11 protein-coding genes and 1 tRNA gene are annotated in these 13,100 nt (G+C 68.3%); 2 read left to right on the top strand and 10 right to left on the bottom strand.

The window, feature by feature from the left end; all coding sequences use genetic code 11:
- Positions 1 to 62: 62 nt before the first annotated feature.
- From rpoB to BJ961_RS03300, 10 genes are all read right to left on the bottom strand, one after another.
- Positions 63 to 3,548, bottom strand: a complete 3,486-nt coding sequence (rpoB, locus tag BJ961_RS03345) for a DNA-directed RNA polymerase subunit beta (protein WP_271319818.1) — start codon at positions 3,546 to 3,548, stop codon at positions 63 to 65.
- A 590-nt stretch (positions 3,549 to 4,138) separates the two neighbouring features.
- Positions 4,139 to 4,519, bottom strand: coding sequence for a 50S ribosomal protein L7/L12 (rplL, locus tag BJ961_RS03340; RefSeq protein ID WP_087807759.1), 381 nt, complete (start codon positions 4,517 to 4,519; stop codon positions 4,139 to 4,141).
- 118 nt (positions 4,520 to 4,637) lie between these two features.
- Positions 4,638 to 5,168 (bottom strand): 50S ribosomal protein L10, encoded by a 531-nt coding sequence (gene rplJ / locus BJ961_RS03335; protein WP_003974311.1) that lies wholly within the window; start codon positions 5,166 to 5,168, stop codon positions 4,638 to 4,640.
- 325 nt (positions 5,169 to 5,493) lie between these two features.
- Positions 5,494 to 6,342, bottom strand: a complete 849-nt coding sequence (locus BJ961_RS03330; protein ID WP_271319817.1) for a LolA-like protein — start codon at positions 6,340 to 6,342, stop codon at positions 5,494 to 5,496.
- Positions 6,343 to 6,459: 117 nt separating this feature from the next.
- Entirely contained in the window at positions 6,460 to 7,323 is an 864-nt protein-coding gene (locus tag BJ961_RS03325; RefSeq protein ID WP_271319816.1) for a hypothetical protein, read from the bottom strand.
- A 160-nt stretch (positions 7,324 to 7,483) separates the two neighbouring features.
- The gene (gene rplA, locus BJ961_RS03320; RefSeq protein ID WP_271319815.1) at positions 7,484 to 8,209 is read right to left on the bottom strand and encodes a 50S ribosomal protein L1; all 726 of its coding nucleotides are present in this window, start codon (positions 8,207 to 8,209) and stop codon (positions 7,484 to 7,486) included.
- 81 nt (positions 8,210 to 8,290) lie between these two features.
- Positions 8,291 to 8,725, bottom strand: coding sequence for a 50S ribosomal protein L11 (gene rplK, locus BJ961_RS03315; RefSeq protein WP_003974315.1), 435 nt, complete (start codon positions 8,723 to 8,725; stop codon positions 8,291 to 8,293).
- Positions 8,726 to 8,893: 168 nt separating this feature from the next.
- Positions 8,894 to 9,760 (bottom strand): transcription termination/antitermination protein NusG, encoded by an 867-nt coding sequence (gene nusG, locus BJ961_RS03310; RefSeq protein ID WP_271319814.1) that lies wholly within the window; start codon positions 9,758 to 9,760, stop codon positions 8,894 to 8,896.
- A gap of 80 nt (positions 9,761 to 9,840) precedes the next feature.
- Positions 9,841 to 10,128, bottom strand: coding sequence for a preprotein translocase subunit SecE (gene secE / locus BJ961_RS03305; RefSeq protein WP_271319813.1), 288 nt, complete (start codon positions 10,126 to 10,128; stop codon positions 9,841 to 9,843).
- A 108-nt stretch (positions 10,129 to 10,236) separates the two neighbouring features.
- A tRNA-Trp gene (locus BJ961_RS03300) sits at positions 10,237 to 10,309 on the bottom strand.
- A gap of 227 nt (positions 10,310 to 10,536) precedes the next feature.
- Here BJ961_RS03300 and BJ961_RS03295 point away from each other — a divergent pair.
- Both BJ961_RS03295 and BJ961_RS03290 read left to right on the top strand, forming a co-directional pair.
- A complete protein-coding gene (locus BJ961_RS03295) occupies positions 10,537 to 11,763 on the top strand; it encodes a pyridoxal phosphate-dependent aminotransferase (protein ID WP_271319812.1) in 1,227 nt (408 codons plus the stop codon).
- 125 nt (positions 11,764 to 11,888) lie between these two features.
- Complete coding sequence (locus BJ961_RS03290; RefSeq protein WP_271319811.1) at positions 11,889 to 12,920, top strand: adenosine deaminase; 1,032 nt, start codon at positions 11,889 to 11,891, stop codon at positions 12,918 to 12,920.
- Positions 12,921 to 13,100: the final 180 nt, after the last annotated feature.

Raw genomic sequence — 13,100 nt, 5'->3', positions numbered from 1 at the left:
GGTCCTGGGGCCGGCCGGAGGTTCAGGGATCTTCATCGCTGAACCTCCGGACCGGACTCCCGTCAGACCTCTTCGACGCTGCTCGGCTCGCGCCGCGACAGGTCGATGCCGAGCTCCTCCGCTGCGCGGAAGACGTCCTCGTCGGTGTCACGCATCTCGATGGACATGCCGTCCGAGGACAGCACCTCCACGTTGAGGCACAGGGACTGCATCTCCTTGATGAGCACCTTGAAGGACTCGGGGATGCCGGGCTCAGGGATGTTCTCGCCCTTGACGATGGCCTCGTAGACCTTCACGCGGCCGGTCACGTCGTCGGACTTGATCGTCAGCAGCTCCTGGAGGGCGTACGCGGCGCCGTAAGCCTCCAGCGCCCACACCTCCATCTCACCGAAGCGCTGGCCACCGAACTGGGCCTTACCACCCAGCGGCTGCTGGGTGATCATCGAGTACGGGCCGGTCGAACGGGCGTGCAGCTTGTCGTCGACCAGGTGGTGGAGCTTGAGGATGTACATGTAGCCGACCGAGATCGGCTCCGGGAACGGCTCACCGCTGCGGCCGTCGAACAGCCGCGCCTTGCCGGACGGGAGCACCATGCGCTCGCCGTCACGGTTCGGGATGGTGTGCTGGAGCAGGCCGGCCAGCTCGTCCTCACGCGCACCGTCGAAGACCGGGGTGGCGACGTTGGTGCCGGGCTCGACCTTGTCGGCGCCGATCACCTGGAGGCGCTGCGCCCACTCCTCCGCGAGGCCGGAGACGTCCCAGCCGCGGCTGGCGAGCCAGCCGAGGTGGATCTCCAGGACCTGTCCCGGGTTCATTCGGGACGGGACACCCAGCGGGTTCAGGATGATGTCGACCGGGGTGCCGTCCTCCAGGAACGGCATGTCCTCAATCGGGTTGATCTTGGAGATGACGCCCTTGTTGCCGTGGCGGCCGGCGAGCTTGTCACCGTCGGTGATCTTGCGCTTCTGCGCGACGTACACGCGCACCAGCTGGTTGACACCGGGGGGAAGCTCGTCGCCCTCCTCGCGGTCGAAGACGCGGACGCCGATGACCTTGCCGATCTCGCCGTGCGGGACCTTCAGCGAGGTGTCGCGGACCTCGCGGGCCTTCTCACCGAAGATCGCGCGGAGCAGGCGCTCCTCCGGGGTCAGCTCGGTCTCGCCCTTGGGCGTGACCTTGCCGACCAGGATGTCGCCGGCGACGACCTCGGCACCGATGCGGATGATGCCGCGCTCGTCGAGGTCGGCGAGGACCTCCTCGGAGACGTTCGGGATGTCCCGGGTGATCTCCTCGGGGCCGAGCTTGGTGTCACGGGCGTCGACCTCGTGCTCCTCGATGTGGATCGAGGAGAGGACGTCGTCCTGCACGAGGCGCTGCGACAGGATGATCGCGTCCTCGTAGTTGTGACCCTCCCACGGCATGAACGCGACCAGCAGGTTCTTGCCGAGCGCCATCTCGCCGTTCTCGGTGGCCGGACCGTCGGCCAGGACCTGGCCCTCGATGATCCGGTCGCCCTCGGCGACGATGACCTTCTGGTTGACCGAGGTGCCCTGGTTGGACCGGGAGAACTTGGCCAGGCGGTACGTGATGTACGTGCCGTCGTCGTTGGTGGTGGTGATGTAGTCCGCGGAGACCTCCTGGACCACACCCGCCTTCTCGGCCTTGACCACGTCACCGGCGTCGGCGGCGGAGCGGTACTCCATGCCGGTGCCGACGAGCGGGGACTCGCTCTTGATGAGCGGCACGGCCTGACGCATCATGTTCGCGCCCATGAGGGCACGGTTGGCGTCGTCGTGCTCGAGGAACGGGATCATCGCGGTCGCGACCGACACCATCTGGCGCGGCGAGACGTCCATGTAGTCGACGTCGTCACCGGGGACGTAGTCGACCTCGCCGCCACGGCGGCGGACCAGGACGCGGGCCTCGGCGAACCGCATGTCGTCGCCCAGCGCGGCGTTGGCCTGCGCGATGACGAAGCGGTCCTCCTCGTCGGCGGTCAGGTAGTCCACGTCGTCCGTGACCTGGCCGTCGACGACCTTGCGGTACGGCGTCTCGATGAAGCCGAAGGGGTTGATCCGGCCGTACGAGGCGAGCGAGCCGATCAGACCGATGTTCGGGCCTTCGGGCGTCTCGATCGGGCACATGCGGCCGTAGTGCGACGGGTGCACGTCGCGGACCTCGAAGCCGGCCCGCTCACGGGAGAGACCACCCGGGCCCAGGGCGTTCAGACGACGCTTGTGCGTCAGCCCCGACAGCGGGTTGTTCTGGTCCATGAACTGGGACAGCTGGCTGGTGCCGAAGAACTCCTTGATGGAGGCGACGACCGGCCGGATGTTGATCAGGGTCTGCGGCGTGATCGCCTCGACGTCCTGGGTGGTCATGCGCTCGCGCACGACGCGCTCCATACGGGCGAGACCCGTGCGGACCTGGTTCTGGATCAGCTCGCCGACGTTGCGGATGCGGCGGTTGCCGAAGTGGTCGATGTCGTCGGTCTCGACGACGATCTCCCGGCCCGACTCGCCGACCGTCTCGGTCTCACCGGCGTGCAGCTTCACCAGGTACTTGATGGTGGCGATGACGTCGTCGGTGGTGAGGACGCCGGCGTCCAGCGGCTCGTCGGCGCCGAGCTTCTTGTTCACCTTGTAGCGGCCGACCTTGGCGAGGTCGTAGCGCTTCGGGTTGAAGTAGAGGTTCTCGAGCAGCGTCTGCGCGGCCTCACGCGTGGGGGGCTCGCCCGGACGCAGCTTGCGGTAGATGTCGAGCAGCGCGTCGTCCTGGCCCTGGGTGTGGTCCTTCTCCAGGGTGGCGCGCATGGACTCGTACTGGCCGAACTCCTCGAGGATCTGCTCGGTCGTCCAACCGAGGGCCTTGAGGAGGACGGTCACGGACTGCTTGCGCTTGCGGTCGATGCGGACACCGACCATGTCGCGCTTGTCGATCTCCATCTCCAGCCAGGCACCCCGGGACGGGATGATCTTGGCGGAGAAGATGTCCTTGTCGGACGTCTTGTCGATGGAGGAGTCGAAGTAGACACCCGGCGAACGGACCAGCTGCGACACGACGACACGCTCGGTGCCGTTGATGACGAAGGTGCCCTTGTTGGTCATGAGCGGGAAGTCGCCCATGAAGACCGTCTGGGACTTGATCTCGCCGGTCTCGTTGTTGGTGAACTCGGCGGTGACGAAGAGCGGCGCCGCGTACGTGAAGTCGCGGTCCTTGCACTCGTCGATGCTGTTCTTGGGGGGCTCGAAACGGTGGTCGCGGAACGTCAGCGACATCGACCCGGAGAAGTCCTCGATCGGGGAGATCTCCTCGAAGATCTCCTCCAGACCGGACTTGGTGGGGACGTCCTGACCGGACTCCAGAGCCGACTCGACGCGAGCCTTCCAGGCGTCGTTGCCGAGCAGCCAGTCGAAGCTCTCGGTTTGCAGCGCGAGAAGGTTCGGAACCTCGAGGGGCTCCTTGATCTTTGCAAAGGAGATGCGCAGCGGGGCGGTGCTGGCAGCGTTGTTCGTATTCGCGGTCGAGGCATTGCGCGAGGCGGCCAAGAGGGGGTCCTTCCGAGGGCTCGGACTCACTACGCGCGTACCGGCCCCTCATTCCGTGCACGAAGACAGGGGGTGCCTGATGTGGCTGAAGAGCCAGGTCAGGCGTGCTCTGGTCGTCAGTGCTCGGGCGAGGGCAGACCCCTGGTGACGGGCAGGGGGCAGCTAACAGGCAGCGCAAAGGGTCAGTGTAGCCACTTGGCACACTGATGTCCAGTGCGGTTCTCGGGGACCGTGTTCACTCCTCGTTGTTCTCACCACCTGTGCGGCAAGGCCTCGCCCTCAACGCACCCAGATACTGCCCTCTTCGCCGTCGATCCATGCCTCGGATTCGGATCCTTGTGACGACGCCCTGAGAATTGCGCGCTGCGTGCGGTTCGTCAAGGCCCCCCTAGGCCCGAACCGGTTGCCTCCAGCGACTCTCAGGGCCCCGGAGACGGCACGACGAAGATCACCCTACTCTTCGCCGTCACGCGTGCAAGGCAGCCGCCGCCGGACCTCGGATACGCCGAAGAGCGACCACCCGGATGGATGATCGCTCTTCGGTGCTACGGCGTTACAGACCCTGCCGGATCCGTGGTGCCGGTGCGGTCTTACTTGACCTCGACGGAGGCGCCGGCGCCCTTGAGGGACTCGGCGGCCTTCTCGGCGGCGTCCTTGGCGACCTTCTCGAGGACGGGCTTCGGGGCGCCGTCCACGAGGTCCTTGGCCTCCTTGAGACCCAGGGAGGTCAGCTCGCGCACGACCTTGATGACCTGGATCTTCTTGTCGCCGGCACCGGTGAGGATGACGTCGAACTCGTCCTGCTCGGCAGCGGCCTCGGCCGGAGCGGCAGCGGCGGCCGGGGCGGCGGCGACGGCGGCGGCGGCCGTGACGTCGAACTTCTCCTCGAAGGCCTTCACGAACTCGGAGAGCTCGATGAGGGTCATCTCCTCGAACTGGGCGAGCAGGTCGTCCTGGCTGAGCTTCGCCATGATGGCGGTCCTTCCACTAATTCGGCAGGTGCCGGATGTACGGGGTGTGGCGGGCGTACGTCGGGCCCGCTGCGACCCGTGCCGCGCTCAGGCGGCCCGGATCAGAAAGCGAGCCGAGTTACTCGGCACCGCCCTGCTCGTCCTGCTTGGCACGGAGCGCGTCCACGGTGCGGACGAGCTTCGAGGGAAGCGCCTGGAAGAGCTGCGCAGTCTGGGACTGCTTGCCCTTGAAGGCACCCGCCAGCTTGGAGAGCAGAACCTCGCGGGACTCGAGGTCCGCAAGCTTCTTGATCTCGTCGGCGGACATCGCCTTGCCGTCAAGGACACCGCCCTTGATGACGAGATTCGGGTTGTCCTTGGCGAAGTCGCGCAGACCCTTCGCCGACTCCACCGGGTCACCGGTGACGAAGGCGACGGCCGTCGGACCAGCGAAGAGCTGGTCGTCGAGCGTGATCCCGGCCTCGTTGGCCGCAATCTTGGTCAGCGTGTTCTTCACCACGGCGTACTGGGCGTTCTCACCGAGCGACCGGCGCAGCGTCTTGAGCTGTGCCACGGTGAGACCGCGGTACTCGGTCAGCACGGCGGCGTTGGAGCTGCGGAACTTGTCCGTCAGCTCGGCAACCGCGGCAGCCTTTTCGGGCGTCGCCATAGAGCCTCGGCCTCCTTCCGGGTGATTCGGACCGCGCGGACCCGAAGGAGGACTGGGGAAAACGAAACGCCCCGGCGCAGGCGCACGGGGCGTGGCTCGACCGATCGTCATCCGCACGGGGCGGGGACTTCCGGGAGCTCATCCACAGTCACCTGCGCGGGTCGTCCGCAGTTCAGCGGATCCTTCGGCCACCGTGTCCTCTTGCGAACACACGGCAACGACCAGCGGTCTTTGGCTTCTGTGGAAGAATACGTGAACGGGGCAGTGTCAAGCAAATCCGCCCCTGCGGCGACCCGAGCGGCCGAAAGGGCCGGGTGTCGCGGCCTCAGCCCTGCTGGGCCTCCTTCATCATGTCGGCCAGGTCGACGGTCTCTCCGGCGGGCGGAGCGGTGACCTTCACGGGTTCGTTGAAGCCGAGGAAGGTGATGGTCATGTCCATCGGCCCCTTGTCGGCGTCGCCGCGCATGCGGAACTGCTTGGTCTGGTCGTCGCCGTCGATCCACAGGTCCATCGTGAGCTTGTCGAGGCCCATCTTCTCGTACTGCTCGAGGCTCTTCTGGCGCTTGTCCCGGGTGGCCTTGTCCTCGTCGCCGAGGGTCTTCTCCAGGTCGGCGACGGTGACCGTGCCCTTGTAGTGCGTGGTCTCCACGCCGTCGACGGTCTCGGTGCCGACCTTCTCGACGTCCTTGGCGCCGGTGAGGAACGTGGACTCGGTCGCCGGGTTCTTGTCGGCCTGGGAGGCGCCGCCCAGCTGGTTCAGCTCGTCGCCGGCGCCCATCGCCGACAGGTCGAACTTCATCCAGCTCTTGCCGTCCATCTCCTTGGCCGCCTCGGGGCCGCCGTCGATGTACATGGCCTTGTCGACGAGCCGGATCTCCGTGGTCGCGTCGGCACCCTGGTCGAGGGCCGTCATCTTCATGCTCATCGCGAGGGTGGGCTTCAGCTGCATCTCCGCCTCGGCCTCGACCCGCCCCTCCTCGGGGGCCTTGCCCTTCATGCGGTAGTGGAGGGAGTTGATCTCCTCCGTGTTCTTCGCCGCCTTGGCGACGGCCGCGGCCGGCGTCATGTCCGGGGAGCCGGTCGTGCCGTCCTCCTTGCCGCAGCCCACCGCCCCACCGGCGAGCAGCAGCGCGGCCAGTGCGGCCCCCACGGGCACACGTACGGAAGTCTTCATCGGTATCCCCCCACAGGATCCAGGAGCACAGGGGACGCACCGCTGACGCACAGCGGTCGTCCACAGCAAGGACGCGAGCGTATCCGAATCGGTTCGAATGATCTTGTGTTTTGTGCCTCACCGGCTCTGCGCGGCCAGTAGTTCCTTGAAGTCGGCCGTGTCCGAGGCGGGTGGGCGTTCGGCCGCGACCGTGACGCCGTAGTCGCTGTAGTACGCGGTCTGGGTCAGTTCCCCGGTCTTCGTCCGCCCCCGCTCGACCTTCTTGACCAGCAGGTTCCGGTCGTCGACCCAGATGTCGACAGTCTGCGCGGTACTGCCGCCCACGGTGCCGGACCAGTGCGTCGTGCGCCGCCCGCGCGTCGTCTCCTCGCCCACCTCGCGCACGTTGCGGGCCGTCAGCAGTTGCTTCACCGCCTGGTGGGGTGTGGTGTTGCGCATCTGGTCGGCGAACCCGGCGCCCGCGCCGTCGAGGTCCTCCAGGTCGGCGTAGACGTACTTGATCCAGTGCCGGCCGCCCACCCGGTCGGCGAACGCGTCGCCCATCTTCGCGAAGTAGGCGTCGGGCAGGTACCGGGCCTCCATCGCCGTGGTGCCGAGGCGGCGCATGGTCTCGGCGGTCGTACCGCCCGTGTAGGTGATCGTCAGGGTGCCGGTGAGGCCGTCGCGCCAGCCGAGGGCGCCGGTGGCCTCCAGGGACAGTTCGCGGCCCATCACGGTGGTGGACTCCACCCGCGCGGAACCCGCCCGACCGGTGGCCTGCTCGACGGCGCGCAGGGAGTCGCCCGAGGGGCCGCTGAGGGCCGGGCCGCCGGCGGACGGCGTCGCCGGGTCCGGCGGGGCGGAGGCGGAGGAGGACGCGGACGCGGCGGTGGATCCGGCGGCTTCGGCGGGTTCCCCGGCGGCGGTGCAGGCGGTGAGGCAGGCCAGCGCGGCCGACACCGCGATCGAGACGACCGTACGGCGTGCCCTCGTGCCCGTCATCCGCCCACCCCTTGCGCCCCGTACGGCCCCTGCGGCTCCGTGCGCGGGGCCGCTGCCCGCACGCTAACCCAGGGGGCCGGAAAAGGGGACGGGCCAAAAGGGACGGGCCCCGCACCTCGAAAGGTGCGGGGCCCGTGAACCGGTGGGGCGAGCTGCTCGCTCAGACCGCGGCCGGGTCCTCCTCGACGAGGAGGTTGCGGGTGCGGTTGGAGTCGAGCGGAATGCCGGGGCCCATCGTGGTGCTGATGGCGGCCTTCTTGATGTAGCGGCCCTTGGCGGCGGACGGCTTCAGACGGAGGATCTCCTCCAGCGCCGCACCGTAGTTCTCCACCAGCTTGGTGTCGTCGAACGACGTCTTGCCGATGATGAAGTGCAGGTTCGAGTGCTTGTCGACGCGGAACTCGATCTTGCCGCCCTTGATCTCGGTGACGGCCTTGGTCACGTCCGGGGTCACGGTGCCGGTCTTGGGGTTCGGCATGAGACCACGGGGACCGAGCACGCGGCCGAGGCGGCCGACCTTGCCCATGAGGTCCGGGGTGGCGACGACGGCGTCGAAGTCCAGACGGCCCTTCGACACCTCGTCGATCAGTTCGTCGGCGCCGACGATGTCGGCGCCCGCGGCACGCGCGGCCTCGGCACGGTCACCGGTCGCGAAGACCAGGACCCGGGCGGTCTTGCCGGTGCCGTGCGGGAGGTTCACGGTGCCACGGACCATCTGGTCGGCCTTGCGCGGGTCGACACCCAGGCGGAAGGCGACCTCGACGGTGCCGTCGAACTTGGACGTGGAGGTCTCCTTGGCGAGACGGACGGCCTCGAGCGGGGCGTACTGCTTGTCCCGGTCGATCTTGGCGTCCGCAGCGCGGAGAGACTTGCTGCGCTTGCTCACTACTGCTCCTGTGGCTTCTGAGGAGTCGTGGTTAGGGCCGAGCAGGCCCCGCCACTACTGCTGTGCTTACGGGGGTGGAGGTCAGCCCTCGACCGTGACGCCCATGGAACGAGCGGTACCGGCGATGATCTTCTCCGCCTGGTCCAGGTCGTTGGCGTTGAGGTCGGGCATCTTGGTGGTGGCGATCTCACGGACCTGGTCACGCGTGATCTTCGCGACCTTGGTCTTGTGCGGCTCGCCGGAGCCCTTCTCCACGCCCGCGGCCTTGAGGATCATCTTGGCGGCCGGCGGCGTCTTGGTGATGAAGGTGAAGGAGCGGTCCTCGTAGACCGTGATCTCCACCGGGATGACCCAACCGCGCTGCGACTCGGTCGCGGCGTTGTAGGCCTTGCAGAACTCCATGATGTTGACGCCGTGCTGACCCAGCGCGGGGCCGACCGGCGGGGCCGGGTTCGCGGCACCAGCCTGGATCTGGAGCTTGATGAGCCCCGTGACCTTCTTCTTCTTGGGAGGCATAGCTCTCCGGGTCCTTTCGATTCGGGTCCTGCCCGCGTTCGGGAGCTACCCGGACACAGGCATACCGCACAACGATAACGGGTATGGATGCGCGGCCAAAAACCGCGCAGGTCAGGCAGTCCCCGAGGGTCCCACCTGACCTGCGCGGAAGCGTACGTCCGAGAAGAGCTAGTTCTTCTGGATCTGGTCGAAGCTCAGCTCGACCGGGGTCTCGCGGCCGAAGATCTCGACGAGGCCCTTGACCTTCTTCGAGTCGGCGTTGATCTCGTTGATCGTGGCCTGCAGCGTCGCGAACGGACCGTCGGTGACGGTGACCGAGTCGCCGACCTCGAAGTCCAGGACCTGGACCTCGACCTTGCGCTGCGGCGCCGGCTTGCCCTCGGCCTCGGCGGCCTCGCGGGCGGCCTTCTCCTCAGCCTCCGGGGCGAGCATCTTGACGATCTCGTCCAGCGTCAGCGGGTACGGGTCGTAGGCGTTGCCGACGAAGCCGGTGACGCCGGGGGTGTTGCGGACGACACCCCAGGACTCGTTGGTCAGGTCCATGCGGACCAGGACGTAGCCGGGGAGCTTGTTCTGGCGGATCGTCTTGCGGTCGCCGTTCTTGATCTGGACGACCTCTTCCTGCGGCACCTCGGCCTGGAAGATGTAGTCCTCGACGTTGAGCGAGACGGCGCGCTGCTCGAGGTTGGTCTTCACGCGGTTCTCGTAACCGGCGTAGGTGTGGATGACGTACCACTCGCCGGGGAGGACGCGCAGTTCCTGGCGGAGCTTCTCGATCGGGTCGAGGTCGGGCTCCTCGGCCGCGGGCTCCTCGGTCCCTGCCTCGTCGGCGTCCGCGTCGGCCGCCTCGGCGGTCTCGTCGGCGTCGGCGGTCTCGTCCGAGTCGGCTTCCGCTTCCTCGACGACGGTGTCGTCGGCAGCCTCGGCCTCGGCGGAGGCCTCGGTGTCCTCGTTGTCGGCGCCCTCGAGGGTGCCGGGCTCGTCCTCGACGGACTCGACCGGCTCGATGGCGTCGTTCACGTTCGGGTCAGACACTGTGGCTGCTTCTTCCTGGATACATAGGGGTGGAACACGCGAAAGGGGCGCCGGGTACCTCGGCGCCCTTCGCTCTCGACTCAGCCGAAGACGTACTTGGCGGCGTGAGAGAAGCCATAGTCAATCAGAGTCACCAGGCCGATCATGATGACCACGAAGATGATCACCACGGTGGTGTACGTCGTCAGCTGGTTACGACTCGGCCAGACAACCTTGCGCAGTTCCGCGACGATCTGGCGGTAGAAGAGGGCGAGCCGCTTCAGCGGGCCCTTCTTGCCTCGCTTGCCGCCCTTGCGGGACTTCTTGCTGGAGTCCGGCGCCTCGTCCTGGGCATCAGGCATGTCGATGGAGCCCACGGCGTCCGTCACTCGTCCTCACCTGATTCCGGGTCGTGGCCGTGCCGCGCCCGGTTGGAGCCGCACGGCGGTGCATTGCTGTACGTACATGCGCACACATCCTGGCGAAGGTGTGTGTAGCAGGGCCGGAGGGACTTGAACCCCCAACCGCTGGTTTTGGAGACCAGTGCTCTACCAATTGAGCTACGACCCTTTGTGTGTTCCCCAACGTACCGCATCCGCCCGGGTGCTTGGTGTGCACCGGATGATCGCGGGCCGCTGAAGGCCAACGAGGTGAGAGTGTACGTGCTCATGGGCCGGGCGTCGAACAGAAAGCACGTCCGGACTGATGTTCAGGGCTCCGCCCGGTCCGGTGCCGGTGGTGTTCAGTCCGTGAAACCCGTGTGCCGGGGAAGTTTCCGGTCTGGAACGATGGGGGTCATGAGCGCTGCAACCCCTCCCACCGAGCGCCGGGTCTCCGCCCGAGTCGGCGCGATCTCCGAGTCCGCGACCCTCGCCGTGGATGCCAAGGCCAAGGCCCTCAAGGCCGCCGGACGTCCCGTGATCGGCTTCGGCGCGGGTGAGCCCGACTTCCCGACGCCGGACTACATCGTCGAGGCCGCCGTCGAGGCGTGCAAGAACCCGAAGTTCCACCGCTACACGCCGGCCGGCGGGCTGCCCGAGCTGAAGGCCGCCATCGCCGCGAAGACGCTGCGCGACTCCGGCTACGAGGTCGACCCGTCGCAGATCCTCGTCACCAACGGCGGCAAGCAGGCCATCTACGAGGCGTTCGCCGCGATCCTCGACCCGGGCGACGAGGTCATCGTCCCGGCGCCGTACTGGACGACGTACCCCGAGTCGATCCGGCTGGCCGGCGGTGTGCCCGTCGACGTCGTCGCCGACGAGACGACCGGCTACCGGGTGACGGTGGAGCAGCTGGAGGCCGCGCGCACGGAGAAGACCAAGGTCGTCCTCTTCGTGTCGCCGTCGAACCCGACGGGCGCCGTGTACGGCGAGGCCGAGACCGAGGCGATCGGCCAGTGGGCCGCCGAGCACGGCCTGTGGGTGCTGACCGACGAGATCTACGAGCACCTCGTCTACGGCGACGCGGTCTCCGTGTCCCTGCCGGCGCTGCTGCCGGAGCTGCGCGACAAGTGCATCGTGGTCAACGGCGTCGCGAAGACGTACGCGATGACCGGCTGGCGGGTCGGGTGGGTCATCGGCCCGAAGGACGTCGTCAAGGCCGCGACGAACCTCCAGTCGCACGCCACGTCCAACGTGTCCAACGTGTCCCAGGCGGCGGCGCTGGCCGCGGTCTCCGGCGACCTGGACGCCGTGGCGACCATGCGGGAGGCCTTCGACCGGCGCCGCCGGACGATCGTGCGGATGCTCAACGAGATCGACGGCGTGCTGTGCCCGGAGCCCGAGGGCGCGTTCTACGCCTACCCGTCGGTGAAGGCGCTGCTGGGCAAGGAGATCCGCGGGAAGCGTCCGCAGGACTCGGTGGAGCTGGCCGCGCTGATCCTGGAGGAGGCCGAGGTCGCGGTGGTGCCGGGTGAGGCGTTCGGCACGCCCGGGTACCTGCGGCTGTCGTACGCGCTCGGTGACGAGGACCTCGTCGAGGGCGTGAGCCGGATCCAGAAGCTGCTGGCGGAGGCGAAGGACTGACCGCCTCCTTCCCGGCAGGGGCCGCACCTCGGCATCGGGGTGCGGCCCCTGTTTCTTTGTGCGAGCAAGACCACGTACGGGGAAAGTGCTGTCCGGCCGGGCGTGTCGTGCGGCAGGATCACCAGATGGAGCGTGTACGTGATGTCTCTGAACTGCCCAAGGCCCATCTCCACCTGCACTTCACCGGGTCGATGCGGCCCACCACCCTGCTGGAACTGGCCGACAAGCACGGCGTCCGGCTGCCCGAGACGCTGACCGAGGCGCTGGGCCGCGGCGAGTCGCCGAAGCTGCGGGCGACGGACGAGCGGGGCTGGTTCCGCTTCCAGCGGCTGTACGACGCGGCGCGGTCGTGCCTCCAGGAGCCGGAGGACATCCAGCGGCTGGTGCGCGAGGCCGCGGAGGAGGACCTGAAGGACGGGTCGGGGTGGCTGGAGATCCAGGTCGACCCGACGTCGTACGCACCGCGGCTGGGCGGGCTGATCCCGGCGCTGGAGATCATCCTGGACGCGGTGGAGACGACCGTGCGGGACACCGGGATCGGGATGCGGGTGCTGGTGGCCGCGAACCGGATGAAGCACCCGCTGGACGCGCGGACGCTGGCGCGGCTGGCGGTGCGGTACGCGGAGCGGGGCGTGGTCGGCTTCGGGCTGTCCAACGACGAACGGCGCGGGATGGCGCGGGACTTCGACCGGGCGTTCGCGATCGCGCGGGACGGGGGGCTGCTGTCCGCGCCGCACGGGGGTGAGCTGACCGGCCCCGCGTCGGTGCGTGACTGCCTGGACGACCTGGAGGCGGACCGGATCGGGCACGGCGTACGGGCGGCGGAGGATCCGCGGCTGCTGAAGCGGCTGGCGGACCGGCAGGTGACGTGCGAGGTGTGCCCCGCGTCGAACGTCGCGCTGGGCGTGTACGAGAAGCCGGAGGACGTGCCGCTGCGGAAGCTGTTCGAGGCGGGAGTCCCGATGGCGCTGGGCGCGGACGACCCGCTGCTGTTCGGGTCGCGGCTCGCCGCCCAGTACGAGATCGCGCGCGAGCACCACGGGTTCACCGACGCTGAGCTGGCGGAGCTGGCGCGGCAGTCGGTGCGGGGGTCGGCGGCGCCGGAGAAGGTGAAGGGGCAGCTGTTGGCGGGGGTGGACGACTGGCTTGCGGAGTAGGCGACGGCGCCGGGGCGGGTGCCTGCGGGGGCGGGGGCCTGCGGTGGGCGGGGGCTGTAGCGCGGGAGCCTGCGGCGGCGGGGGCCTGTAGCGCGGGTGCCTGTGGCGGCGGGTGCTGCTCCGGTGGGGGTGCGCGTGGCGCGGTACGTCTGGGGGTGTCCGCCGAGCTGGGGCGGCGCG

Source organism: Streptomyces lienomycini, from assembly GCF_027947595.1.
Classification (GTDB): Bacteria; Actinomycetota; Actinomycetes; order Streptomycetales; family Streptomycetaceae; genus Streptomyces; species Streptomyces lienomycini.
This window is presented reverse-complemented; position numbering and strand designations above follow the sequence as displayed.